This is a genomic window from Aeromonas sp. 55A (assembly GCF_051919665.1).
Lineage (GTDB): Bacteria > Pseudomonadota > Gammaproteobacteria > Enterobacterales > Aeromonadaceae > Aeromonas > Aeromonas veronii.
The window spans coordinates 2,162,381-2,188,323 of the sequence record NZ_JBQBEH010000008.1 but is presented as its reverse complement, the minus strand read 5'-3'; the positions used below and the strand labels follow the sequence as shown (position 1 = coordinate 2,188,323).

The following is a 25,943-nucleotide window of genomic DNA, read 5'->3' as shown; positions in this document are numbered from 1 at the left end:
GTGGCGGGCGGGTAAATTACAGGAAGCTGGTACCGTATGCCAGTTTCGGCAGGCCATGGTAAGCCGCGATGCTCTGGCCGATATCGGCAAAGGTCTCGCGACGACCGACGGAGCCAGCCTTGACCGGCTTGCCGAAGAACAGCACCGGAATGTATTCACGGGTGTGGTCGGTCCCACCCCAGGTCGGGTCACAGCCGTGGTCCGCAGTCAGCACCACCACGTCGCCATCTTGCAGCAGATCAAACAGCTCCGGCAGGCGGGAATCGAAATACTCCAGCGCACCGGCATAACCGGCAACGTCACGGCGGTGGCCGTAGGAGGAGTCGAAGTCGACGAAGTTGGTGAAGACGATGGTGTTGTCACCGGCCGCTTTCACCTCTTCCAGCGTGCGATCCCACAACTCGGTCAGACCGGTCCCTTTCACCTGCTTGGTGATGCCCTGCTGGGCATAGATGTCGGCAATCTTGCCGATGGAGACCACCTGACCGCCCGCATCTTTCATGTAATCCAGCACGGTCGGCGCCGGCGGCAGCACTGAGTAGTCGTGACGGTTGCCGGTGCGCTTGAAGTTGCCCTTGCCAGTACCTACGAACGGACGCGCAATCACGCGGCCGATGTTGTAGGGCTCCAGCAGCTCGCGCACGATGTGGCACAGCTCATAGAGCTTCTCGAGGCCGTAGGTCTCTTCGTGGCAGGCAATCTGGAACACGGAGTCGGCAGAGGTGTAGAGGATCGGCTTGCCGGTGCGCATGTGCTCTTCGCCCAGATCGTCCAGCACCTGGGTACCGGAAGCGTGGCAGTTGCCCAGATAGCCCGGCAGACCGGCCTTCTCGACGATGGCGTCCAGCAGCTCCTGCGGGAAGCTGTTGTGGTGATCCTTGAAGTAGCCCCACTCGAACAGCACAGGCACACCGGCGATCTCCCAGTGACCGGACGGGGTGTCCTTGCCGGAGGAGAGCTCTTGGGCGAAACCGTAAGCACCGACTACCTCGATCTCCTTGCTCAGACCAGCCGGAAAGGTGCCGGAAGCGAGTTCACCCGCGTGGCCCAGACCCAGCTTGTTGAGGTTGGGCAGATTGAGGGCGCCACGGCCTTCAATTTCACCCGCCGCACACGCCTTGGCGATATGGCCAAGGGTGTTGGCGCCCACATCTCCGAACTTGTCGGCGTCGGCAGCAGCGCCAATACCGAAAGAGTCCATCATCAGAATAAAGGTACGTTTCATGGGTCTTCCCCTTGTTACAAATCGGCCAGGGTGATACGGCGGTACACTTCAGGCAGTGCCTCCGGCCGCTCGCCACCAATCCGGACAGCCGCCTGCACCATGCTGGCAGCCTGAGCATATTGCTCTTCAGTCTGAGCGTGGATCATCGCGATCGGCTTGTCAGCATCAACACTTTGACCCAGGCGGATAAAGTCGGTCAGACCGACTGCATAATCAAGTTTGTCACCGGCAGCGCGGCGACCACCGCCCATCGCCACCACGGCCAGACCCAGCTCGCGGGTATCCATGGCGGTCACGAAGCCGCTGCTGGCCGCGAAGACCGGGCGCACGATGGCGGCTTTGGGCAGGTAAGCGTCGTAACGCTCCATAAAATCGGCCGGGCCACCGAGACCAGTCACCATGCGACCGAAGATCTCGGCCGCCTTGCCGTTATCCAGCACCGCCTGCAGCTTGGCACGGGCATCGCGCTCGTCGCTGGCAAGGCCGGCGGAGATCAGCATCTCGGCACACAGCGCCATGGTCACTTCGTGGATCCGCGGGTTGCGGTATTCACCGGTCAGGTAGCGCACCGCTTCACGCACTTCCACCGCGTTACCGGCGCTGGAGGCCAGCACCTGGTTCATATCGGTCAAGAGCGCAGAGGTGCGGCAACCGGCACCGTTGGCCACGGCCACAATGCTCTTGGCCAGCTCTTCGGAGGCTTCGAAGGTCGGCATAAAGGCGCCGGAGCCCACTTTCACATCCATCACCAGCGCTTCCAGCCCGGAGGCGAGCTTCTTGGAGAGGATGGAGCCGGTGATCATCGCGATGGATTCAACGGTGGCGGTGATGTCACGTACTGCATAGATACGCTTGTCAGCCGGGGCGAGATCGCCGGTCTGGCCGATGATGGCGACACCCGCCTCTTTCACCACTTTCAGGAAACGATCGTTGTCGACCGAGGTCTGGTAGCCGGGAATGGCATCCAGCTTGTCGAGGGTACCGCCGGTGTGGCCCAGGCCACGGCCGGAGATCATCGGCACGAAACCGCCACAAGCGGCCACCATCGGGCCAAGCATCAGGGAGACAACGTCACCCACACCGCCGGTAGAGTGCTTGTCGACAATCGGGCCACCCAGATTGAGGTGATCCCAGGTCAATACCATGCCGGAGTCGCGCATGGCGCAGGTCAGGGCAACCCGCTCATCCATGGTCATGTCTTTGAAGTAGACCGCCATCGCCAAGGCGGCAATCTGCCCCTCGCCGATGGTGTTGTTGGTAATGCCCTGAACGAAGAATTGAATCTCTTGGGTACTGAGCGCTTCACCGTTGCGCTTCTTGCGAATAATTTCTTGAGGCAAAAACATCTTTCATTCCCTCCGCCATTGCTGGCGTTACACAAGCCTGAATCCTTGCCCGCACACCACATGGTGGGGGCTAACAGGGCGGACAGCCGTCCGCCCTCTCATCAACCTATTAGTAACCGCTGGTGTTGGCCGGCTTGTCGCCATGCCCCAGAGTGGCCAGCAGACTGGCCAGCAGGCTGGATGCACCAAAGCGGAAGGTACGGGCGGATACCCAGTCGTTACCGAGGATCTCTTCGGCCATGGCCAGGTACTGACCGGCAACGGCTGCGTCTTTCACGCCACCAGCAGGCTTGAAGCCGACTTTCGGATTCTTGGCCTTGATCACTTCCATCATGATGCGGGCCGCTTCGGGAGTCGCATTGACCGGCACCTTACCGGTGGAGGTCTTGATGAAGTCGGCACCGGCATCGATACAGATCTCGGAAGCGCGACGGATCAGCGCCTCTTCTTTCAGCTCGCCGGTTTCGATGATCACTTTCAGCAGCACGTTGGCACCACAGGCCTCTTTACAGGCTTTGACCAGATCAAAACCGATCTGTTCATTACCAGCCATGAAGGCGCGATACGGGAACACCACGTCCACTTCGTCAGCACCGTAGGCGACTGCGGCACGGGTTTCGGCCACGGCGATCTCGATGTCGTCGTTGCCGTGCGGGAAGTTGGTCACGGTCGCAATGCGTACGTCGGCAGCGCCGATCTCACGCAGTGTCTTGCGAGCGATAGGGATAAAACGGGGGTAGATGCAGACGGCGGCGGTCAGGCCAGCCGGTGACTTGGCCTTATGGCACAGGTCGATCACCTTTTGATCGGTGTCGTCATCGTTCAGGGTGGTCAGGTCCATCAGGTTCAGGGCGCGCTGAGCGGCCACTTTCAGATCAGTCATTCTGTTCTCCAAAGTCTCGATTTAATCCAGATAACCGGGCACCACCAGACCATCCAGCAATGGATGCACAGGCAGTAATCCCCAGCTATACGGGAATGGAATTACAGTGCGAAGGCACCGGCACTATCGGGATGTTATTCAAAACACCCTGCAGGCACTGCGACTGTAAATAAGGCAAGAGCCCTGTCACTTTCTTACAAAAGTGCGGACTTGGTTCCATGAAGACTTGAGAAAGGCCGACAACATCTGACCCGACTTCCCAATCAATTCCATTTGACCGCCAACACCCGATTTCATCGAGTATTAGTCATTGCCAGCACCCTGCTGGCAACGCCTATTTCAGCCGAGATACCCCCTGTTTGCAAGCCGGATTTGCCAATTTCAGAGGTACCTCACATCTGGCAAATCCAGGTCTAAAAAAGCCTTACGAAAAGAAACGAGTCAGGATCCAGGAGTAGGCCAATCCCCCCAGATAGACCCCGACGATCCCCATTACCCCGGATAAAACGGGAGGCGCCGGGATCGGCAATTTGAGGAAAGAAAACAACAAACCAACTATAAAGCCGGCCACCATCGCCAGTAGCACTTCATTCATATAACCTCCGATTTGACTCATTTTATTATTAGTTTAGATAGGAAAACGGTTGTCACCGCTCCATACGCGAACGCCACGGCAGATGCCGTGGCGTTCGTGTTTATACCCTGTCAGTCAGGCGGCGATTACATGCCGGACAGTGCCAGGAAGAAGCCTGCGATAGTGGCAGACATCAGGTTGGACAGAGAGCCAGCCAGTACGGCTTTCAGACCAAAGCGTGCAATGGTGCCGCGGCGGTTCGGCGCCATGGACCCCAGACCACCCAGCAGGATGGCAACAGAGGAGAGGTTGGCAAAACCACACAGTGCGAAGGAGATGATCGCCTTGGTGTGATCGGACATGGCCACACCGTTGATCAGCACTTCGTCTTTCAGGTACGGAGCGAAGTTCAGGTAAGCCACGAACTCGTTCACTACCAGCTTCTGACCGATGAAGGAACCGGCAACCACTGCTTCATTCCAAGGCACACCGATCAAGAAGGCCAGCGGGGAGAAGATCCAGCCCAGCAGCAGTTCCAGAGAGAGTTGCGGATAACCGAACCAGCCACCCACACCGGAGAAGATGCCGTTGATCATGGCGATCAGACCGATGAAGGCCAGCAGCATGGCGCCGACGTTCAGGGCCAGTTGCATACCGGCAGAGGCGCCAGCAGCAGCAGCGTCAATGACGTTGGCAGGCTTGTCATCCAGCTCGGCATCGGCAGAGCTTTCGTCGTAGTTCGGGGTCTCGGTTTCGGGAACCAGCAGTTTGGCGAACAGCAGACCACCCGGTGCAGCCATGAAGGAGGCAGCAATCAGGTACTCCATCTTCACGCCCATGGAGGCGTAACCGGCCAGTACGGAACCGGCAACGGAAGCCAGACCACCACACATGACGGCGAACAGCTCGGAGTCAGTCATCTTGGCGATGTAGGGACGAACCACCAGCGGCGCTTCGGTCTGACCGACGAAGATGTTGGCAGTTGCAGAGAGGGATTCGGTGCGGGAAGTACCCAATACTTTCTGCAGACCGCCGCCCAGCAACTTGATGACCATCTGCATGATGCCCAGGTAATAGAGCACTGCAATCAGGGAAGAGAAGAAGATGATGACCGGCAGAACACGGAAGGCAAAGACAAAGCCGCCGCCACCGAACACTTCAAACATCTTGTTGCTGACCAGACCGCCAAACAGGAAGTCGATCCCGTTCTGGCCGTAGCTGATCACGCTGGATACCGCGTCGGACACGCCGACCAGGATATCGCGACCAACCGGAACATAGAGAACAAATGCCCCCAGACCGGCTTGAATTGCGAACGCACCGACAACGGTACGGACGTTGATTGCCTTGCGATTGCTGGAGAACAGCACCGCGATAAGGACGAGCGCCGCCATCCCTACCAGACCCATGAACAAATTCATTATTATCTTCCTCTAGTAGCACCTGGCTTGTTAGCGAGTTGTTATTAAACCCAACTAATCAAGGGGAGCGCATTATACTAATTAAAGTCCGATAAAATAGAATGCTGGTCACATTTTATCGTTATCAAAATGTCCAAGTGTCACAAAATTAGACAGCAAACGATTTTTACGCTCATTTTTTTTCCTGACAACTAAATCAGGTGTTGCAAATTTGTTTCATGGCTATTGGTCGTGATGGAAAATATGCCGGGCAGTTTCAAATAACACCTTGGTAACATCCGCTGATGATTCCTCCCGCAAGGTCATCAATATTTCCGCTATTTTCGGCAGCGCTTCCGGGGTATTCCGGGTGCCTTGCTCACCTTGTAAGGGCATATCGGGCGAATCGGTTTCCAGCACCAGGGCCTCGAGCGGCATGGCCCGAAATACCTCTCGCGTCTTGTTCGCCCGTTCAAAACTGATTACCCCGCCCACCCCGAGTCGAAAGCCCAGTTGCCAGAAGGCCTCCGCCTGCTGCAACGAACCGCTGAAAGCATGGATCACCCCGCCACGTGGCGGCTTGAAGCGGCGCAACAGCTTGGCCACAGTGTCATTGGCGCGCACCGAGTGGATCATCAGGGGAAGCCCGACATCGGCAGCCAGCCGGATCTGAGCCTCAAACAGCGCAAGCTGCCCCTCCTGCGGCACGTGAGAACGGAGGTCCAGCCCGCACTCGCCTATGGCCACCAGCCCGGCAGGCTGGCTCATTACCAGCGTTCGCAGCCGCTCCATCACCCCCTCACGCTGCTCACCGGTATACCAGGGATGAATGCCCAGACCATAAAAGAGGCCGTCATGTTGCTCTGCCAGTGCCATCACACGAGTCCAGTTATCCTCTGCGATGGCAGGAATGATATACTCCGTCACCCCCAATGCCCGACAACGGGCCAGCAGTGCCTCCCTGTCCTGGTCGAACACCGGAAAGTCGAGATGGCAATGGGTATCTATCAGCTGCATATCACTCACACCTGTTTGCGGTATTTAATGGGTCATTGAACATGATGAACAACAGAAACAACGGCTTTACCCTGATTGAACTGGTGCTGGTGATCATAGTGCTGGGGATCCTGGCCGTCACCGCCCTGCCCCGCTTTATCAATATCAAGGATGATGCCCTGAAAAGCACGGTCTCGGCGACCGCAGGCAGCTTTGCCGGTGCAGTTCAGTTGGCTCATGCTGGCTGGGCGGTGAAAGTTCAGGGACAAGACCTCGCACTGTATAACTTCAGTGGGATGGGCAAGAAAGATCTGGATATCAACCACTACGGCTGGCCTGTGGGGACAGAAGAAGACTACAACATACAAGGAACTGATGTCATTTTTACAGGAGGAACTAGCGAGCAAATATCAGTAAGCAGCATAAACGACTGCGAACTCCTATTCGAGGCACTCCTCGACACAGACCAAACAGTCTCAAAGAAATTAGAGGAAAAAGCTGATTATTACTCGCAAATAATTGAAATCCCCAGCCAGGTTGAAAATGGACTACACCACGATAACTGCCGCTATATCCTGCGCGACTCGATGGGTCGCTTCCCGGCTGACTCAGAGTATGAAAACGGCCTCGGCTTCGAGTACAACAGCGTTACTGGTGCCGTGACCCGCAATTTTGATTGAGTTCAGCCTCTTCTGCGCAAGCTCGCTCTTTGCTTGAATCATCATCATAACGAACCGGCGTGCAGCAGCGCCGGTTCTCCTGGGTGAGCCCCCACTCCTCGCACCACGCGTCATAACGGGCCAGCCAACGCAGCAATACCCCTTTCATCGTCACACCTCCGCCAACAGGTTCAGGTCAAAAACCATCCTAATCAGAGTCAGCAAGAGGAGCAAGTCATCCCCATAACCGCGATCGGGCTGAATAAAATAGAGCCGGTCAGCATGGCTGACCGGCTCTTTTAACATTCCCTGAAGAGATTATCCGATGAGCGACAGCTCATCAGCCTCACAGACTCTTCAGCTTCTCTTCCGGCAGGGCCAGCTCGTCGTTGTGGTTGACGCCGATACCGCGCTCCAGCACATGACGGGCGATGGCGTGCGCCTCTTCCAGCGAGTGCATGCTGTAGGTGCCGCACTGATACTCGTTCAGCTCGGGGATCTTGGCCTGATCCTGCACGGTCAGCACATCGCTCATGGCTGCCTGCCAGGCTGCGCCAACACGGGCTTCGTCAGGCGCACCGATCAGGCTCATGTAGAAACCGGTACGGCAACCCATGGGGGAGATATCGATGATCTCCACTCCATTGCCGTTCAGGTGATCACGCATAAAACCGGCGAACAGGTGCTCCAGCGTATGGATACCGCGCTCGGAGAGGATCTCCTGATTCGGTACGCAGAAACGCAGGTCGAACACGGTAATAGTGTCCTTGTTCGGGGTCTGCATGGTCTTGGCCACACGCACCGCTGGCGCTTCCATACGGGTGTGGTCAACGGTAAAACTGTCCAATAACGGCATTTCTGACTCCTGATTTGGTTACCAGAACCAGCCCCTGCGGGAGAGCTGATCCTTGCATTGACGGTACTGGGCGCCGTAGCGCTGGGCGCGAGCCTCTACCTTGCGAGAGGTCTTCATCAACCACCCCTTGCTGCGATAGCTGCCACGCCGGTAGCCACCCCACCCTTCGTGATAGTTGAGGTACTGGCCATAGGCATCCCACTTGGAGGTGCCATTGAGCCGCTGGGCCTTGTTAGTGTACCAACCCATAAAATCGATGGCGTCGGCAAAATCATCGCGGTCACTCCAGCTGTTGCCGGTTTCTCGCTGGTAATCCGCCCAAGTTTCATCTTTGACCTGAGCATAACCATAAGCCGAACTGGCCCGCCCGGTCGGAATGAAGAGGAAATACTGCATCGACGGCTGGGCATCATGTACGTAAGAGGACTCCTGATACATCATGGCCATCACCACATGGATCGGCGTCCCCCACTTCTCGTTCATCTTGAGCGCGGCCTTGTGCCAATCAGGCTTCTCGCGAAAGATCTGGCACAGATTCTCCGGCTGAGCCGGTGGACGGGTACTGCAAGCAGTCAGGCCCGCCAACAGGCTGGCGACCACCACGAAGCGCAGCCACCCCATCAAATGAGGCAGCACTTCGCACCTCTGGTCAGGTAAAGAGATAGCCAAGGTCAGATCGCGTCTTCGTTCTCTTCGCCGGTACGGATACGAATGACACGCTCCACCTCGCAGACGAAGATCTTGCCATCACCAATCTTGCCGGTGCGGGCGGTGTTCTGGATCGCTTCCAGACAGGCATCGAGATCCTCGTCCTGCACCACCAGCTCCACCTTCACTTTCGGCAGGAAGTCGACCATATATTCGGCGCCGCGATAGAGCTCGGTATGGCCCTTCTGGCGGCCGAAGCCTTTGACTTCGGATACGGTCATGCCGTTGATGCCGATCTCGGCCAGGGCCTCGCGCACATCGTCCAGCTTGAACGGTTTGATGATGGCTTCAATCTTCTTCATGGTGACTCCTTACCAGTTCTGTTTGCCGAACCCGGATGTAATGGGGTAACGGCGATCCTTACCAAAGTTGCGAGCCGTAATGCGGGGCCCGACCGCCGCCTGACGGCGCTTGTATTCGTTGAGATCCACCAAGCGGATCACCTTGCGCACCACCGCTTCCTCGAACCCTTCTGCCACCATGTCGGCGACCGAGGCATCCTCTTCCACGTAGCGCTTGAGGATGGCATCCAGGATGTCGTACGGGGGCAGACTGTCCTGATCCACCTGATCCGGTGCCAATTCTGCCGAAGGCGGACGGTCGATAACCCGCTGAGGGATAACGTAGTCGACCGAGTTGCGATATTCGCACAATTTGAAGACCAGCGTTTTGGGCACATCTTTCAGCACGTCGAAGCCACCGGCCATGTCACCGTACAGCGTGGCATAGCCGACCGCCATCTCGCTCTTGTTACCGGTGGTCAGCACGATACGACGACGCTTGTTAGAGAGCGCCATCAGCAGCACACCGCGGCAGCGGGCCTGCAGGTTCTCTTCGGTGGTATCGCGGGCGGTACCTTCAAACAGCGGCGCCAGCTGGGTCATAAACCCTTCGAACATAGGCTCGATGGAGATGATGTTGAACTCAACCCCCATCCGCTCGGCCTGCTCCTTGGCATCCTCCACACTCATCTGGGCGGTGTAGCGGAACGGCATCATCACCGCCTGTACCTTGTCCGCCCCGATGGCATCGGCCGCGATAGCGAGCGTCAGCGCCGAGTCGATCCCGCCGGAGAGGCCCAGCACCGCCCCCTGAAAACCGTTCTTGGTGACATAGTCACGTACCGCCAGCACCAGCGCCTGATAGGTCTCGGCCAAGGGTTCCAGCGGCGCCGCGGGTTCCCGCTCTTTCACCGGCTGGCCATCGGCAAAACGTACCAGCGCCAACTCTTCGGCAAACGGAGCGAGCTTGAGGGTCAGCTCGCCCTGGCTGTTGAACACCTTGGAGCAGCCGTCGAAAATCAACTCATCCTGACCACAGACCTGATTGAGATAGACCAGCGGCAGGCCAGTCTGATCGCAGCGCTCCGCCATCAGCTCGCGGCGGATCCAGGGTTTTTCCTGATCGTACGGCGATGCATTGATGGTGAGCAGCAGCTCGGCCCCCGCCGCCCTGGCGGCCAGCGCCGGGCCCGGTTGCCACAGGTCTTCACAAATGAGCAAGCCCAGTTGGTAACCACGGAAGGGAACCACGCAGGTCTCGTTTGCAGCGGTGAAGTAGCGCTTCTCGTCGAATACCCCGTAGTTGGGCAAGTCTTGCTTGAAGTAACGGGCAATTAGCTTGCCCTGCTCATAGAGGGAGGCGGCGTTATAGAGCGCCTCACCTTCACGCCAGGGGTGCCCCACCAAAATGGCACAGTTGCCCTGCCATGCGGCAACGCGAGCCAGCGCGGCATCGACCCGGATCATCAGATCGGCACGCAGCAGCAGATCCTCCGGCGGATAGCCAGTCAGGGCCAGCTCGGAGCAGACCAGCAGATCAGCACCTTGCTGCTCGGCCTGAGCCGCCGCAGCGAGCACTTTGTCAGTGTTATCTTCGATGGCGCCTACCGTCAGATTCAACTGGGCAAGCATCAGAGAGAGGGCTTTTGCCATGGCGATGCATCTTAAAATCAAAAATGATGGGGAATGATAAAGAAAAGGGGGGCAATCTGCCAGTTCAAGACGGGCGTAACCATGTGACAGCAATCAGCAGGAGGGATAAGCTGTATGTAGTCACGGAAAGACAGGCCTTCGCAGATATGAAAAACGCCGGATTTACCCTTATGGAGTTGATGATAGCCATTGCGCTGGGCGTCATTCTGTTGGGGATTGGTATTCCTTCCCTCTCTAACCTGCTTGGCAGCAATATTTTGGCAACCCAGGAAAAGAGCCTGCTAAACCACTTAAACTATGCCAGACAACAGGCTATCTCCAACCAGCAGACCGTCACGCTTTGCCTGACCACCACCAACGGTACTGAAGAGGAGTGTGTTACCCACGGAGCAACTCGGCTGTTAGTCTTTATTGACAGTAGTCCCGACCAGAAGCTCAATGGCAGCGAAACAACTCTGACGGCAAGTCCCGCGCTTCCTGCACAACTGGCTATTTCCGTTGATGCAAAATCCCTGCGTTTCCTCCCTGATGGCACCCTGGCTTCTGCCAATAAGGTTATATTTTCACTCTGTATTAGCGGTGAAAAGGGCATTGAGATTGAAGTTATGCCTGCCGGGCGTGCCCATAGCCAGGCAAGTGGTGCTGTATGTCCATGACCCGCGTTAACTACAGCGAAACACACACGAACGCCAAAGGATCCATTTCAATCCAATAGCTATGCTTAGAGTCTCCTTTGAACAAGGACTCATACGCTATGGCACGAAATGGATTTACCCTGCTTGAGTTTTTGATATCAGTAAGCCTGACTACCATCCTGCTGACCTTGGGAGTGCCGTCATTGGCGAATCTGCTGACAACCACCGACAGCGACATCTACACCAGAAACCTGCAGGATCATCTGATCTTCGGCCAACGGCAAGCCATCACACAGCAGCAACCCGTCACAGTATGTCTTGCCATGCCTATCAGGAACTCCACAAAAGAAAGCTGCGTACTCGCAAATCAAGCAGGCGCCCAGCGCATGCTTGTCTTTATCGACACTAATCAGGATCGCCAATTCGATATTGCAAGTGGCGATATCTTGTTATCAGCAACTGAACCCTTTCTTGAAAAACATATCGTCACGGCCAATCGACAATTTGTACGCTTTAGCCCAGATGGTACTGCGATTGGCACCAACATGACACTCAGGTTCTGTATCGACCAGGCACCCCGAGTCGATATCATCATCTCGCCATCCGGTCGAAACAGAAGTGAGAAAAAGGGGCCGAGTTGTTCTTAGCCCCTATCCCCTACTCTCCCAGCAGCGTTATCTGGGTTGGATTTCATCTTGTTTTTTTGCATCAGCCAGCGAAAAGGTGGCGGCCAAAGGAACACACTCGATTACCTCTGTGACAAGGTGCACCACTCCATCAATCTCATAACCTTTCTGTTTAAACACCCTGACCAGATTTGCCTTGCTGGTATCGGCGACCGGTTGCTGCAACACCATCTGCACGCCACCTTCCAGAGTGACATAACATTTTATGTCTTCCGTTTGAGCCTGAACCAACAAGGGTAGGCCCACACACCAGAGCAGCATGCGTTTCATCTCTGTTCTCCTTCATAGAGATAAATTTTCTTGGGAGACATATCCATTTTTGCCTCCTCCGCACCTTGTGAGCATTCTCCTTCACCGGTACAGCGCTCAGGCTCTCCCTGCCCCTCATTTTTGAGAATGACCTCCTTGCCCGGAGCACCACCTATAATCCTGATCCGGCCATCATCCCCACCATGAATAACCAGATCATCAGCAACCTTATTTTGCACCTCTACGTAACGCTGAATAACCTCCTGATTGTTACTATCCAGCACATATTTGAACGAAGTACCGTAATGCATATCAATCATATACTGGCGCATAGCACCGATTGATTGAATCGTACATTGTTGGAAGTCCTGTACCTGAGGCAAGAAGGAGGTGAAATAAAGCTTGCCTTGCAACACCAAACCAGCCCCCATTGATTTTTCACCGCTTTCATTGAGCCAGAATTTCCATCCTAGCTTGCTGGTCAACGCCTTGGTGGTGTTTACAATCTGCTCTTCATTCAAACCCGTAAAAGGATCGCTGGTCACATCGTAGAGGTCGTCCAACGTGATACTTGATGGTACGTCTGGTTCAGATGTTGCCCCAAACAAGGTCGGATTGACATGGTAGTCACGTAGCATCACATAGACATTTTTGGTGGTTGCCTCCGAGGAGGGACGGTTACGATCACCAGATCCAATCAATACCGCATCAAACGGGCGCTCACCATAATTGTATTCACTATTTTGACTATTCCACGACCACCCTTTATTCAGAGTTCGCACCAATACCGGCTGAGTAAAGAAGCGACGGTCGTCTACCAGCTTCTTATCATCTCCACTTAAATGGGCATTACCCAAACTGGCAAACTTGATGGCCGTCCACTCGGACTTCTTTGTCCCCTTCATATCGATACGCCAGATCTGACCACCGGTATCACCGGCATAGATCCGGTCTGAAATACCATCCCCATCGCTATCCAACACGGAGACAGAGCCTGGCATGCTATAAACCATGGCCGCCACTTGCTTGTGATTTACATTATTTTCATCAGCATCAGGAGTAAAGCTGAACAATAGAGAGCCCGTCTCAGCATCAACAATATAAACCCCTAATCCTTCACTATCCTCAGTCCCCTGCCCCAAGGAGCTTTTTGCCTGAGCGTAGCCACCCGAGAAAATCAAAACCGGCTTGTATATCATTTTTCCACTAGCATCAGTTATATGATGGCCAGGAATAAATGCCACTTCTGGAATAGACCAAGTCTCGCCCAGTTTTCCGAAACCGGAACTATTTTTATCCAACTTCCACATTAGCGAAGGGGAATCCGGATTTGATATATTTAAGGCATAATATGCCTTGCCACCGCCACGCAACCCGGTAAATAACCAAACCTTGTCACCTTGTGACGACTGGATATGACCATCTTTGACTTGCTCATTGACCAACACAGTGGGCGATGCATCCACACCATAGAGATGCACTGATGATTCAAGATTTTCCTGCAAGGCTTTCTGATTGGCGATAAATTGATAGGGCATAACGGCCCAGCTTTCATCAACCGTGGTGACACTGTCTTTAAACATATGCAAGAAGCCAGCATTACTCCCCATCACGATTCGCAGATCAGGGTTACACGACGTTTGTCCTGTCAATACCGTGCAACCATAATTTATCACCAACGGCCTTGAATGAAGGGGATCACCAAGAATATGCTCACGAATTGTCGTTGTGCTATCACTATCCTCATTAAATGCATCCAGACCTTTCGCCCAATCAATAATGCTATCGACATTATCATTACTGTCCAGCCCCATCACTGTGCGAAGCTGATCAGCCCCACCAGCCATATTTTCAAGCGCTGACTTGCTAAATTCACTTAATGTATTGGTGGAGGGGGGAATCACATAAATTTTGCGATTAGTTTTGGCTGCCAGCATCTCTTGCACTCCCCCCTCGGCAACCTTGTTACCATCACTGGTGGATGACCAATAGGTTTTTGTTGATTCAAGAATTGTTCCATCACTGGAAATCGCAGGTAAGCCCCCCTGATCGACTACATAACCCTTATCTGGATTCAGAACCAGCTTTTTAAGATTTCCCTTCCATCGTGGACCAGAACCAGGCTCAAACATTGCGTAATAAATATTATTCAGACTGCGAGTACGGTCAAAGTTATTAGTGGCAATCGCGGGAGAGACCAGCGAGGTATTCATCTTCAAGATGGCCAGCAATGATGACTTTAACGCCTCATTAAGCTGAGTTGCATCGGTGGCGGGATAATATTTACCGCCACCACGACTGGCAGTTTTTGCCAGCAACTCCCCAGCACCTTTAATCGCTTCATCTCCAAAGCCAACGGTGAATGTTGTGACTGTTTGCTTGCCATCTGCAGATTTATTGACATCACTATTTTTCATATAACTAGCAAGTGCAGCAAGGTAGCTTGTTTCTTTTCCTGTTCCATAAGGGACTGGGTCTTTATCTTTAATATTTGCTGGCAAAAAATTCTTATCTTCAAGTAACTTTTTCACCAACTCATCAGCAGCTTTATCATTTGTTGGAGCACCATCAGTCATGTATATGATATAACCATTACTGGAACACTTATCATAGGGGGATTTATAAATACCTGCTGGCGACTCTGAATTTGGATCACGTTTTGGATTTCGATTAGAATCATCATTCCCAAAATCAACACCCGCGCCACCAAAATAACGGTATGCCTCATACAAGGTTTCGCACAAAGGCGTCCATCCCTCCGCCGTAAGGCTATTTGACTTGTCAATAAGATCCTGTTCGCCTGTTTTGCCGCCAGCCAAGATAGCGTCATTACCCATTATGTGCCTAATAATACGACCACCATTTTTATTGGTGCTGCCGTCACCATCATTTTGGTTAAACACTGCAAGGCCAAAATCTACCGCTGGCGTAGAGCGAACCAACTCCCTCAGCGCCTGTTTGGCTACACTTAGTCTCGATGCGGGAATAGCGGAAGGGGCATAGTACCAACGCAAATAGTTGGCGGTATATATGGTCAGCACTTCTGCCCCCCCCGTATTCGGGGCGACAGGTGTAGCACTATCATCCCATGGAATATTAACGCCAGTATTATTATATCTATTTACTGGGTAACCCTTAGTTGTTCCAGAGATAGACTTATATGACCCGGTAAAACCGCTATTATCATTGTTTTTTGCTGAAATATCCTGTTGGCAATCCACTATATTGGTTGTATTGGACGCATAGTTTTTTAATGGCTTCCACTCCCCTTTCTTGCCAGACACCTCATAATTCCAATAGATAGATGAAAACAGTCCAATTTGGTTAAGAGGTTCCCGAGATGTGGCACAAGCATTTTTATTCGTTGCGAATCGTCTGCTATTGTTACTGTCTAGTTTTTGCGGAGGCGTTCCGCCCGTTGAATAGTACAAAAAACTATTACTGCCATCATCATTTTTCGCCAACTTGGGATAGGAAAATTCAGGGTCATACTCTTCCTTTCCTAGCAAAGTTTTTTCGCCCATACTGCCTGAAGTATCGAATATAAAGAGCACCTTTGGCCGAAAATCCCCCGCCTTGGCAAAGTCATAAATAAACAACTCGGTATCATCTGAATAACCAGTGCCCACAGCCATAGATGTGCTGGATATTCCGCTACACAATACCAGCAAGCTTGTTAATAAACAGTTCCTTATGTTCATTACTGGCTCCCTAATTGGCACTTAACAGGGGCTGTTCGACCCCGGCAGTAAAGGTCATTTGGCTATTCACCTTGCCATAAGCACTGGATGTAGTGGCTTCAGCATAACGACAAGCTGGCGTTACATTCTGGCTACTGGCTTCAAATTTTCGTTTGCATACACTTTCTGTATTGACTGTCAGGGTAGTAGCAGGAGTGGTAGTGCCTATTGCCGCCGAAGTACCAATTGCCTGCGTTGCAATTTGTGTTGAGAGAGAAGTATCGCTCAATGCAGACTCCAGAGTACCTTCAACTTCGTGTTCTGCCCGTTGCAAACTGGCACTAGAACCCGCCATCTTCAGACTCATACCACTGGATTGCATGACGACTACCGCAATCAAAGTCAAAGGAACCAGAATAACCAGTGCGACTATCAGTGCAATCCCTTGCTGTTGTTGAAACGATCTCATGTGCCACTCCGGGTAACAATTTGCGGGTTACGCAATGCGATGCTGCTTTCCAGCAATAGGCGGCGATAGCCATCGCCATTGCCTTTTATCGGGGGCAGATTGCCAAGTTGATAGGTGTTATTATTTTTGTAACGTGCAGACTCTTTCGCCGCTCTGATTAATAAAAACAACCGAACTCCCAATACTCGACCTTCATTCCAGAGCTGGGTGGTCATCTGGTCTGCTGAGAGATATCTGTCGATCCGCCCATCAGGGATAACAGAGTCATCGACACCGAACATCAGCACCATATTCTCTACCCCTTCAGCCATAGCGCCTCCAATCTCGAAAGAGCCACTATTAGCCGTCAAGTAACGTTTGCGCAGAACCGGAATACTATTATCTTGTGACAGGTAATAGATATAGTGCTGATATTCCCAAAGCTGACTTTCATTATTGGCCCCAAAGATCGGTCTGGTATTGCTCCCCTTAATACCGCGAATAACTCTCGCCTCTTGGCTATTGGTCGCCATATAAAAACGATTTTCATCCAAATTTTCGGTCTCAGGAATAGGTCGCCCAACCAGCCGCTTTATACTGATCACGTCCGAATTAGCTACTCGGTCAGCCTCTTTAATACAGGTGAGTCCCTCTAGCGATTTGGTGGCCGAGACCCGACTCACCCATAGTCCCCTGATGGGCGCTTTATTTGATGGTAAGCTGCCAACGTCACGTTCATCCAAGCAGTCATCATCGTCATCAATTACAATGTCATTTCTTAAAGAAGGGCCAATCTGTACAGGCTGGCCGGTATAAGCTCCAAAAAAGCCAGCCCATTTGATATCCTGGCTGATCAACCGAATGGCCAATCGACCATTTTCCTGTAATTCACTTTGATCAAAGGCATCTTCAGAGCTGGAGCGAGACATCACAAAAACTGTGAATACCCCCGCCAACAAAAATAGACCGAGCAGCATAGCGACTAGCCACTCTACCAGCGTGAAACCGCGAGAATTCATAAAGTCGTCGTCAGAATAAACTGGCGCCTCGAAAGATTATTTGCTGTCGAGAGTTGACACTCATTGATCAGCGTTGCTGCGGCGGCAGCAGCCCCCCCATCAGATATCTCTTGCTTGCCAGCCCAGAATATCCCGACAGCCAATACATTATTGGCCCGCCGCACCACGCAACCTATCGGTGAATTCAAGGAAGATGCAGCCCCCGACACACTGGCCCCAAGCAAGGCTTGTTGCCAGTAGTGAAGGTCGGCGTTACGTAAATCTGCAGCACTGCACGCGCTAATTGTGCCATCTGCTGCGGCGCATGTCGGGCGTGGCAAGTTGGCAGCAAGATTAACGGTCACTGCACCGGATGCGGTCCAGCTATCGCGATTTATCCGTACTCGTTCGACCATATCGTTAGCCAACCAGCTGGCAATCGTGCGCTGACGAGCTTCATAACTGGCAAATTTGGAATGGGTTTGCAAAGCAACCAGACCAAGCAGCCCCAGCGATAGGATGACTGCGGTGATCATCACCTCCAGCAGGCTAAATCCTCTCTCATGTGATGAAACATAAATGGACATAGGCTATTCCCAACAGCTATTGCTAGCTGCACCAGAAGCACTTTTGACACCCAACTGATTAATGGAAAACACCGTGCAATCGGTATCTTTGGCTTGGGCCGTCGCCGCGCCAGCACTGGCTGACAAGGTGTAGGTGTTACCTGATACGGCAATGGATAATTGATACAGACCATTCTCAGATGCACTACTGATACCAAGAGCAGCTGCAGAGGATGCATACTGATTGAAATCCATAAAATAGGTTTCTTGCCGATTGGCTGCATTGAGCAGCATGCTCTTGGCTTCGACACGATGACTGGTCAGCACATATTGCTGATAGGCGGGATAAGCGATGGTGCCAAGAATCGCCACGATGGCGATGACAATCATCAACTCAATAAGAGAAAAACCACGAAAGTATCCAATCATACCCCATCCTTGGTGACAGACTGCTTCATAAGTTTAACGCCGAGCCTGTCTCTTGAACAAACCCGGCGTCATTATCAACACACTTTATTCTTAAGCCTTCCTGGCTGCACTCAAATTATTCTAAGTTCGGGAGGAACCTCAAAGACTACGTTCTCTTCACGGCCAGGATGCTCGGCGACCACCTTGCCTCCCAGCTCCCGCAGGCGGGCAATCACGTTTTGCACCAGCACCTCGGGGGCTGATGCACCTGCAGTGACGCCAATCGCCTTCACGCCTTCCAGCCAGCTCGCCTCGATCATCGACGCATCGTCGATAAGATAGGCTCTGGCGCCCACCTTCTCGGCCAGCTCACGCAGACGGTTGGAGTTGGAGGAGTTGCGAGACCCCACCACCAGCATGGCGTCCACCAGCCCCGCCATCTCCCGCACCGCATCCTGACGGTTCTGGGTGGCGTAGCAGATATCGTCCTTGCGCGGCCCCTGGATCTTGGGGAAGTGCTTGCGCAGCGCATCGATCACGTCAGAGGTCTCATCCACACTCAGAGTGGTCTGGGTAACGAAGCAGAGGTCATCCGGATTCTTCACCTTGAGCCTGGCCACATCTTCCGGTGTCTCCACCAGATACATGCCGCCTTCGCGATTCTCGTACTGCCCCATGGTCCCGATCACCTCGGGGTGGCCAGCATGACCGATAAGCACGGCTTCGGAGCCCTTGCGACTGGCGCGATGGACTTCCATGTGAACCTTGGTCACCAGCGGACAGGTGGCATCAAATACCTTGAGGGCACGGGACTTGGCCATCTCGCGCACTGTCTTGGCCACACCGTGGGCAGAGAAGATGACGATGCTGTCATCCGGCACCTCGTCCAGCTCCTCGACGAAGACAGCGCCCGCCTCTTTCAGCTTGTTCACCACATAGCGGTTATGCACCACTTCGTGGCGGACATAGATGGGGGCACCGAACTTCTCCAGCGCGCTCTCGACAATGCTGATGGCGCGATCAACACCGGCGCAAAAACCGCGAGGGTTAGCGAGCAGAATATCCATTAATGCACCTTCTCCTCATCATCAACGCCCAGGATCTCCACCTCGAAGGTGACGGTATGACCGGCCAGCGGGTGGTTAAAATCGACCGTGACCGACATCCCGGCTACCGCCCGGATAATGCCCGGCAGCTCGCTGCCATTGGGCTGATCGAACAGGATGATGGTGCCGACTTTTGGCTCCACATCGGCGCCAAACTTGGCACGGTCGAGATGGTAGATGTTATCGGGGTTGGAGAGGCCAAAGGCCTCTTCCGGCGCCAGCGTGAAACTCTTGCTCTCTCCTTCGCTCAGCCCCAGCAGGCACTGCTCGAAGGTGGGGGTCAGGCTGCCATCGCCCATCCGCAGGCGGGCAGGTTTGCCGTGCAGCGCCGTGCTGTCGGCAACTGAGCCATCTTCCAGCTTGATTGAGAAGTGGAACAGCACGCTGCTGTTAGCGGTGATCTGCTGGCTCATGCCTGCTCCTTTTTCTCACCACGGAACCCGTCCAGCACGATCATGGCGGCCCCGATAAAGATAAAGCTGTCGGCCAGATTGAATGCCGGCCAGTGCGCACGCTGCCAGTAGAAGTCGAGGAAATCGACCACATGGCCCAACACCAGTCGATCAAAGACGTTGCCGAGGGCGCCGCCGATGATGAGTGAATAGGCGATACCGCTCCAACGCTGGGTCACCGACTGCTTGCGCAGCCAGTGGATCAGCAATCCACAGATGGCAAAAGCCAGCACCGCGAAGAACCAGCGCTGCCAGCCCCCCTGATCAGCCAGGAAGCTGAATGCGGCCCCCTTGTTGTAGACGTGAACCAGATTGAAGAAGGGGGTGATCTCCACCCCCGGGTAACCAAATGGCAGCAACTTGACCACGGCGAGCTTGCTCGCCTGGTCCAGTACAAAGGCCAGCACTGCCAGCCACAGCCAACGCAGGCCGCTTTTATGTTGAGTCATGTTCATCAGGCAAATTGACGAGTTTCGCCGTCACCCTCAACGTTGGTCACACAGCGACCACAGATCTCTTCGTGACCCGCGATAGTGCCCACATCTTCTACATGGTGCCAGCAGCGGTCGCACTTGGCGGCAGCAGACTGGGCCACGCTCAGCCACAGGTCATCACGCTCGGTCTCCACAGAGCCTTCCGGCGCAGTGTCAGCCTCCACAACCTTGGCTTTGGAGGTGAGCAGCACGAAGCGCAACTCATCGGCCAGCGCGTTCAGACGAGCGGCCAGCTCCGGCTTGGCGAACAGGGTCAGTTCGGCCTGCAGGGAGCCGCCGATACGCTTCTCGCCACGGGCCACTTCCAGCGCCTTGTTCACTTCACCACGCACGGTAAGGATCTCGGCCCAGAAATCGTCATTGAGGGTTTCACCCGCTTCCAGCCCGAACAGGCCGTCGTACCACTCTTCGGTGAAGACGAACTCGCCGCGCTCACCCGGCAGCAGTGTCCAGATTTCATCGGCGGTGAAGCTCATGATCGGCGCCATCCAGCGCACCATGGCCTCGGCGATGTGATAGAGGGCGGTCTGGCAGGAGCGACGGGCCAGGCTGTCAGCCTTGGCGGTGTACTGGCGATCCTTGATGACGTCCAGATAGAAGGAGCCCATCTCGATGGAGCAGAACTGCATCAGCTTCTGGGTTACACCGTGGAAGTTGTACTCGTCGAATGCCGCCATGATCTCGGCCTGTACCGCTTTGGCACGGCCCACAGCCCAGCGATCCACCACCACCATGTCGGCAGGCGCCACCATGTCGGTCGCTGGATTGAAGCCGTTCAGGTTGGCCAGCAGGAAGCGGGCAGTATTGCGAATACGACGATAAGCATCGGCAGAGCGCTTGAGGATCTCGTCGGAGACAGTCATCTCGCCGGTGTAGTCAGTGCTCGCTACCCACAGACGCAGGATGTCGGCACCCAGCTTGTTCATCACGTCCTGCGGGCTCACCACGTTGCCGATGGACTTGGACATCTTGCGACCCTGACCATCCACGGTGAAGCCGTGAGTCAGCACCTGGTTGTACGGAGCCTTGTCTTTCATGGCCACGCCGATCATCAGGGAGGACATGAACCAGCCGCGGTGCTGGTCAGAACCTTCCAGATACATGTCGGCCGACTTGCCATTGAACTCGGGACGGGCATCAACCACGGAAGCGTGAGTAGAACCGGAGTCGAACCAGACGTCCAGAGTGTCAGGCACCTTGTCATACATGTCGGCATCGGCACCCAGCAGCTCGGCCTTGTCCAGATCCCACCATGCCTGAATGCCGGACTGCTCGACACGCTTGGCTACTTCATGCATCAGGCGCACAGATTCCGGGTGCAGTTCCTGGGTCTCTTTGTGGACGAACAGGGAGATGGGCACGCCCCAGGTACGCTGACGGGAGATACACCAGTCGGGACGGTTCTCGACCATCGCCTGAATGCGGTTTTTACCCCAAGCCGGTACCCAGCCGCTCTGGCCTTGCTGGGCAATACCGTCCTTCTCGATGCGCTCGATCTCTTCCAGCGCGCGCTTGCGCAGACCCTTCTGCTCCATGCTGATGAACCACTGCGGAGTAGCACGGAAGATGATCGGGGTCTTGTGACGCCAGCAGTGCGGATAGGAGTGGTTGAACACCTTGTGATGCAGTAGGGCGCCGCGTTCGGTCAGCACTTCGATCACGGAGGCATTGGCCTTGAACACATGCTGACCGGCAAACAGTTCGGTATCAGGCAGGTAAACGCCATTGCTGCCAACCGGGTTGGCCACTTCCAGACCGTATTTCTGGCCGACCACGAAGTCTTCCTGACCGTGGCCAGGGGCGGTGTGTACGGCGCCGGTACCGGCATCCAGGGTAACGTGATCACCCAGTACCACCGGCACATCGAAGCTGTAGAAGGGGTGGTTGAAGCGCAGCAGCTCGAGCGCGGCACCCTTGGCATAGCCCAGATTGTGGAACTTCTCGATACCGGCGCGATCCATCACGTCCTTGACCAGCTCGGCGGCCAGGATCAGACGCTCTGGGTGCTCACCTTCAACCTGCACCAGCGCATAGTCGAGGTCGGCATGCATAGCGATGGCGCGGTTGGCCGGCAGGGTCCACGGAGTGGTGGTCCAGATCACCGCAGAGATCGGGCCCTTGCCAGTGTGGCCTTCGGCGCAGTCAAACTTGGCGGCAACGGATGCCTCATCAACGGCCTTGAAGCGCACATCGATGGAAGGGGAGTTCTTGTCGTAGTACTCCACTTCGGCTTCAGCCAGCGCGGAGCCGCAATCGGTACACCAGTGCACCGGTTTGGAACCTTTGTGCAGGTGGCCGTTTTCAACGATCTTGGCCATGGAGCGGATGATGTTGGCTTCGGTGCCAAAATCCATGGTCAGGTAGGGGTGTTCCCAGTCGCCCAGCACACCCAGACGGATGAAGTCGGTCTTCTGCGCTTCGATCTGGGTCTTGGCGTATTTGCGGCACTCGGCGCGGAATTCGGCAGCGGAAACCTTCTCGCCCGGCTTGCCGACCATGCCTTCCACTTTCAGTTCGATAGGCAGACCGTGGCAATCCCAACCCGGCACATAGGGGGAATCGAAACCGGAGAGGCCCTTGGACTTGATGATGATGTCTTTGAGGATCTTGTTGACCGAGTGACCGATGTGAATGTTGCCGTTCGCATAGGGGGGGCCATCATGCAGAATGAAAGAAGGCTTGCCCGCTTTGGCGCGGCGAATAGCGCCGTAGAGATCCTGATCGTACCAACGTTTCAGCATGTTGGGTTCGCGCTTGGCCAGATCGCCACGCATCGGAAACTCGGTTTCCGGAAGATTCAGGGTGTGTTTATAGTCGCTCATCAGTCCTGGGTTCCCTTCTTTTCTAAAAGAGTGCTGGGTAAATTGAATTGTGGCAGCCCGAACCAGGCTCGGGCCGCCAGGGCATCTCGTTCGATCTGCTCTTTCAAGGCAGTGAAAGAGGCAAACTTCTGCTCTTCGCGCAGCTTGTGGCGAAGCAGCACCTTGACCTGCTGACCATATAGATCACCAGAAAAATCAAATAGATGTACTTCCAATCTGGCTTGTGTACCGCTCAAGGTCGGCCGTACACCCACATTGGCTACACCGGGGAAGGTCTTGCCGGAACATATCACTTCCACCGCAAACACGCCACCGACCGGGATCACCTGACGCTTGAGGGCCAGATTAGCGGTGGGAAAACCTATGGTGCGCCCCAGCTTGTCGCCGTGAGCCACCCGGCCGCTGATGGTGTAGGGACGGCCAAGCATCAGCTCCACTTCCGCCATCCGGCCCGCCTTAAGGGCTTCACGCACCAGGGTGCTGCTGACCCGCTGCCGTTCGAGCTGGAAGCTCTGGGTACTGATCACCTCGAAGCCGAAGCGATGACCCGCCTCCTCCAGCAGGTGGAAATCCCCTTCCCGCCCCTTGCCGAAGCGAAAATCATCGCCGACCACCAGATAGCGCACCCCGAGCTTCTCCACCAGCAACTGCTCGATGAAGGTCGAGGCCGCCTGCTCGGCAAAACGGTGGCTGAAGCGCACGCAGAGCATGCGATCGATATGCAGCCCCTGCAGCGCTTCGTACTTTTCCCGCAACCGGCTCAGCCGGGCGGGCGCTGCCGTGCCGGCAAACAGCTCCAGCGGCTGCGGCTCAAACAGCATGACGCAGGCGGGCAATCCCAGCTGGGCAGCTTTCTCCTTGAGACGTGCCAATACCGCATGGTGACCCTGATGAACCCCATCAAAGTTGCCAATGGTTAATACACATCCCCGGTGACGGGGCTTGAGATTGTGAATGCCGCGAATAAGCTCCATCAGTGCCTTGTGCGTTGCTGCCATGGAAATCGGCGGATTATATATCAGGCAGCAGGCAGGGTCAGCCCTCATAGCCTGATTTCAACTATCCGGGCCCAATCACGCCCCCTGCGGCGCCATGAGGCACTATCCCCATGGCGCCGCAGGATCACGGCTACTGCTGCCCCGATTTAAGGTGACGCGGCCGAATGCCCAGCAGCAGCAACACCACGGCATAGACCGCAGCCCCCAGCGACAGCAGCATGGTCAGCTGCAAACTGGCCTTGCCCATGCTCCACGCCCCCCACTGGGCCAAATCCGGCGACAGATAGGCGAGCACACAGCCCATCAGCACGCTGGCGACCAGCAGCTTGAGGCAGAACACGCCAGTATGGCGGGAGGGACGATAGACGCTCTGCTGGTACAACCCCTTGAACAGCAAGGCCGCATTCAGAGTGCCCGAGCAGGCGGTCGAGAGCGCCAGCCCCACGTAACCGAGCGGGTAGATGAAGATGAGGTTGCAGACCATGTTGGCAATCATCGACATCACCCCGATCCGCACCGGCGTCTTGGTATCCTGACGGGCGTAATAACCGGGGGCCAGCACCTTGATCAGCATCAGGGAGAGCAGACCGGTAGTGGAGGCCAGCAGGCTGGCGCTCGACATGCTCACTTCATGCAGGCCAAATTCGCCGCGCATGAACAGCACTCGCAAAATGGGCTCGCGCATGACCGCAATGCCTATCATGGCGGGCAGGCCGAGCAGCATCACCATCCGCACCCCCCAATCCATAGTGCGGGAGAAGTCCGCCGGATCGGCATCCACATGCTTCTTGGCCAGCGCTGGCAGGATCACGGTACTGATGGCCACCGCAAACAGCCCGAGGGGGAACTCCAGCAGGCGATCCGAGTAGTAGAGATAGCTGATGGCACCAGTCGCCAGGAAGGAAGCCAGCATGGTGTTGACCAGCAGGTTGATCTGGCTGACCGAGACCCCGAACAGGGCCGGGATCATCAGTGTGCGGATCTTCACTACCCCAGGGTGATTCCATCCCCACTTGGGCCATACCAGCATGTTGATTTGGCGCAAAAAGGGGTATTGGAACAAAAACTGCACCAAACCGCCCAAAAAGACACCAATCGCCAGCGAGATCTCAGGTTTGTCCATCAGTGGCGCAATCCACCAGGCCGCCGCAATCATGGTGATGTTGAGAAACACCGGCGTAAACGACGAGACCGCAAAGCGGCCGAAGGTGTTGAGGATAGCCCCCGCCATGGCGGTAAAGGTGATGAACCAGAGGTAAGGGAAGGTGATTTTGAGCATCAGACTGGCGAGCTCGAACTTCTCGGCCGCAGGGCCGTCATGCAGCCAGTCCCAGAACCAGCCCCAGCCAAACAGCGCGGTCAGCACACCCGACCCCAGCACACCGAGCAGGGTGACCACAGTCACTATGCCCCCCAACGTACCCGCCACCGCAGCCAGCAATTCACGCACTTCCCCCTCGTCGCCATTTTTCTTGTACTCCGTCATCACGGGAACAAAGGCCTGGTTGAAGGCACCTTCGGCGAACAGGCGACGCAGAAAGTTGGGAATGCGATTGGCAAAAAAGAAGACGTCGGCGGCCACCCCGGCACCAAGCAGATTTGCGATGACCACATCGCGAACCAAGCCCATTACGCGGGATGCCAGCGTCATTCCGGACACTATCATACCGGATTTGATCAATTTCTTACTCAAGACGAGGCCTCTGGAACTGTCAGAATGAAAAGAATGCTGCTAGAATCGGCCGACAGTTTAACCGTCTCCCTACTGACACACCACCGGGAGGCGGTGTTTATTTGCACAAATCATTTGACAATATGTG

25 protein-coding genes are annotated in these 25,943 nt (G+C 55.0%); 3 read left to right on the top strand and 22 right to left on the bottom strand.

The genetic code is table 11. The annotated features are described in order from the left end of the window. Positions 1 to 16 precede the first annotated feature (16 nt). The 6 genes from ACTG2G_RS14195 to ACTG2G_RS14170 all read right to left on the bottom strand — a co-directional run bounded on the left by ACTG2G_RS14195 (position 17) and on the right by ACTG2G_RS14170 (position 6,445). Positions 17 to 1,225, bottom strand: a complete 1,209-nt coding sequence (locus ACTG2G_RS14195; protein ID WP_439985553.1) for a phosphopentomutase — start codon at positions 1,223 to 1,225, stop codon at positions 17 to 19. A gap of 14 nt (positions 1,226 to 1,239) precedes the next feature. Continuing rightward, complete coding sequence (deoA, locus tag ACTG2G_RS14190; RefSeq protein ID WP_323912729.1) at positions 1,240 to 2,571, bottom strand: thymidine phosphorylase; 1,332 nt, start codon at positions 2,569 to 2,571, stop codon at positions 1,240 to 1,242. Positions 2,572 to 2,680: 109 nt separating this feature from the next. Beyond that, entirely contained in the window at positions 2,681 to 3,454 is a 774-nt protein-coding gene (deoC, locus tag ACTG2G_RS14185; protein ID WP_005340468.1) for a deoxyribose-phosphate aldolase, read from the bottom strand. Positions 3,455 to 3,878: 424 nt separating this feature from the next. Then, positions 3,879 to 4,049 carry a XapX domain-containing protein gene (locus tag ACTG2G_RS14180; RefSeq protein WP_005340467.1) on the bottom strand — a complete coding sequence of 57 codons (171 nt, stop codon included), beginning with the start codon at positions 4,047 to 4,049 and terminating at the stop codon, positions 3,879 to 3,881. Between the two features lie 125 nt (positions 4,050 to 4,174). Then, positions 4,175 to 5,449 carry a NupC/NupG family nucleoside CNT transporter gene (locus ACTG2G_RS14175; RefSeq protein ID WP_279503473.1) on the bottom strand — a complete coding sequence of 425 codons (1,275 nt, stop codon included), beginning with the start codon at positions 5,447 to 5,449 and terminating at the stop codon, positions 4,175 to 4,177. Positions 5,450 to 5,671: 222 nt separating this feature from the next. Beyond that, the gene (locus ACTG2G_RS14170) at positions 5,672 to 6,445 is read right to left on the bottom strand and encodes a TatD family hydrolase (protein WP_371154078.1); all 774 of its coding nucleotides are present in this window, start codon (positions 6,443 to 6,445) and stop codon (positions 5,672 to 5,674) included. A 41-nt stretch (positions 6,446 to 6,486) separates the two neighbouring features. Here ACTG2G_RS14170 and tppF point away from each other — a divergent pair, with 41 nt between their 5' ends. Beyond that, positions 6,487 to 7,104, top strand: coding sequence for a type IVa pilus pseudopilin TppF (tppF, locus tag ACTG2G_RS14165; RefSeq protein WP_289813715.1), 618 nt, complete (start codon positions 6,487 to 6,489; stop codon positions 7,102 to 7,104). 325 nt (positions 7,105 to 7,429) lie between these two features. Here the strand turns inward: tppF and luxS are convergent, their stop codons facing one another. The 4 genes from luxS to ACTG2G_RS14145 are packed head-to-tail and all read right to left on the bottom strand — an operon-like array spanning position 7,430 to position 10,581. Continuing rightward, complete coding sequence (luxS, locus tag ACTG2G_RS14160) at positions 7,430 to 7,939, bottom strand: S-ribosylhomocysteine lyase (RefSeq protein WP_005340462.1); 510 nt, start codon at positions 7,937 to 7,939, stop codon at positions 7,430 to 7,432. A gap of 18 nt (positions 7,940 to 7,957) precedes the next feature. Next, positions 7,958 to 8,560 carry a transglycosylase SLT domain-containing protein gene (locus ACTG2G_RS14155; protein WP_439985901.1) on the bottom strand — a complete coding sequence of 201 codons (603 nt, stop codon included), beginning with the start codon at positions 8,558 to 8,560 and terminating at the stop codon, positions 7,958 to 7,960. 50 nt (positions 8,561 to 8,610) lie between these two features. After that, a complete protein-coding gene (gene glnB, locus ACTG2G_RS14150) occupies positions 8,611 to 8,949 on the bottom strand; it encodes a nitrogen regulatory protein P-II (protein ID WP_005308848.1) in 339 nt (112 codons plus the stop codon). Between the two features lie 9 nt (positions 8,950 to 8,958). Continuing rightward, complete coding sequence (locus ACTG2G_RS14145) at positions 8,959 to 10,581, bottom strand: NAD+ synthase (RefSeq protein WP_439985552.1); 1,623 nt, start codon at positions 10,579 to 10,581, stop codon at positions 8,959 to 8,961. 23 nt (positions 10,582 to 10,604) lie between these two features. On the opposite strand from ACTG2G_RS14145, the gene ACTG2G_RS14140 reads away from it, so the two are divergent. Together ACTG2G_RS14140 and ACTG2G_RS14135 are read left to right on the top strand one after the other, a co-directional pair. Continuing rightward, positions 10,605 to 11,237: a GspH/FimT family pseudopilin gene (locus tag ACTG2G_RS14140; RefSeq protein WP_439985551.1), complete on the top strand. Its 633-nt coding sequence runs from the start codon at positions 10,605 to 10,607 to the stop codon at positions 11,235 to 11,237. A gap of 98 nt (positions 11,238 to 11,335) precedes the next feature. Further along, positions 11,336 to 11,863, top strand: a complete 528-nt coding sequence (locus ACTG2G_RS14135; RefSeq protein ID WP_439985550.1) for a GspH/FimT family pseudopilin — start codon at positions 11,336 to 11,338, stop codon at positions 11,861 to 11,863. Positions 11,864 to 11,890: 27 nt separating this feature from the next. Here ACTG2G_RS14135 and tapY2 read toward each other — a convergent pair whose 3' ends face one another. The 12 genes from tapY2 to murJ form a co-directional block, all read right to left on the bottom strand. Continuing rightward, positions 11,891 to 12,172 carry a type IVa secretion system protein TapY2 gene (gene tapY2 / locus ACTG2G_RS14130; protein ID WP_058053944.1) on the bottom strand — a complete coding sequence of 94 codons (282 nt, stop codon included), beginning with the start codon at positions 12,170 to 12,172 and terminating at the stop codon, positions 11,891 to 11,893. Beyond that, on the bottom strand, positions 12,169 to 15,852 hold the full coding sequence (locus ACTG2G_RS14125; protein ID WP_439985549.1) for a pilus assembly protein: 3,684 nt from the start codon (positions 15,850 to 15,852) through the stop codon (positions 12,169 to 12,171). Before ACTG2G_RS14125 ends, tapY2 begins: the two co-directional genes overlap by 4 nt. A gap of 10 nt (positions 15,853 to 15,862) precedes the next feature. Continuing rightward, positions 15,863 to 16,300 carry a type IVa pilus pseudopilin TppD gene (tppD, locus tag ACTG2G_RS14120; RefSeq protein ID WP_101530169.1) on the bottom strand — a complete coding sequence of 146 codons (438 nt, stop codon included), beginning with the start codon at positions 16,298 to 16,300 and terminating at the stop codon, positions 15,863 to 15,865. After that, positions 16,297 to 17,298, bottom strand: a complete 1,002-nt coding sequence (locus ACTG2G_RS14115; RefSeq protein WP_252656088.1) for a PilW family protein — start codon at positions 17,296 to 17,298, stop codon at positions 16,297 to 16,299. Before ACTG2G_RS14115 ends, tppD begins: the two co-directional genes overlap by 4 nt. Next, positions 17,295 to 17,864 carry a type IV pilus modification protein PilV gene (pilV, locus tag ACTG2G_RS14110; RefSeq protein WP_252656089.1) on the bottom strand — a complete coding sequence of 190 codons (570 nt, stop codon included), beginning with the start codon at positions 17,862 to 17,864 and terminating at the stop codon, positions 17,295 to 17,297. Before pilV ends, ACTG2G_RS14115 begins: the two co-directional genes overlap by 4 nt. Positions 17,865 to 17,867: 3 nt before the next feature. Next, positions 17,868 to 18,272 carry a type IV pilin protein gene (locus ACTG2G_RS14105; RefSeq protein ID WP_005358030.1) on the bottom strand — a complete coding sequence of 135 codons (405 nt, stop codon included), beginning with the start codon at positions 18,270 to 18,272 and terminating at the stop codon, positions 17,868 to 17,870. A 110-nt stretch (positions 18,273 to 18,382) separates the two neighbouring features. Further along, positions 18,383 to 19,318 carry a 4-hydroxy-3-methylbut-2-enyl diphosphate reductase gene (gene ispH, locus ACTG2G_RS14100; protein ID WP_201938135.1) on the bottom strand — a complete coding sequence of 312 codons (936 nt, stop codon included), beginning with the start codon at positions 19,316 to 19,318 and terminating at the stop codon, positions 18,383 to 18,385. Further along, positions 19,318 to 19,770 (bottom strand): FKBP-type peptidyl-prolyl cis-trans isomerase, encoded by a 453-nt coding sequence (gene fkpB, locus ACTG2G_RS14095; protein WP_005341354.1) that lies wholly within the window; start codon positions 19,768 to 19,770, stop codon positions 19,318 to 19,320. Before fkpB ends, ispH begins: the two co-directional genes overlap by 1 nt. After that, the gene (gene lspA, locus ACTG2G_RS14090) at positions 19,767 to 20,264 is read right to left on the bottom strand and encodes a signal peptidase II (RefSeq protein ID WP_005340447.1); all 498 of its coding nucleotides are present in this window, start codon (positions 20,262 to 20,264) and stop codon (positions 19,767 to 19,769) included. The genes fkpB and lspA overlap by 4 nt, the downstream gene beginning before the upstream one ends. Beyond that, positions 20,264 to 23,125: an isoleucine--tRNA ligase gene (gene ileS, locus ACTG2G_RS14085; RefSeq protein ID WP_439985547.1), complete on the bottom strand. Its 2,862-nt coding sequence runs from the start codon at positions 23,123 to 23,125 to the stop codon at positions 20,264 to 20,266. Before ileS ends, lspA begins: the two co-directional genes overlap by 1 nt. Beyond that, positions 23,125 to 24,099, bottom strand: coding sequence for a bifunctional riboflavin kinase/FAD synthetase (ribF, locus tag ACTG2G_RS14080; protein WP_019445579.1), 975 nt, complete (start codon positions 24,097 to 24,099; stop codon positions 23,125 to 23,127). The genes ileS and ribF overlap by 1 nt, the downstream gene beginning before the upstream one ends. Positions 24,100 to 24,253: 154 nt before the next feature. Beyond that, positions 24,254 to 25,816, bottom strand: coding sequence for a murein biosynthesis integral membrane protein MurJ (murJ, locus tag ACTG2G_RS14075; RefSeq protein WP_439985546.1), 1,563 nt, complete (start codon positions 25,814 to 25,816; stop codon positions 24,254 to 24,256). Positions 25,817 to 25,943 lie beyond the last annotated feature (127 nt).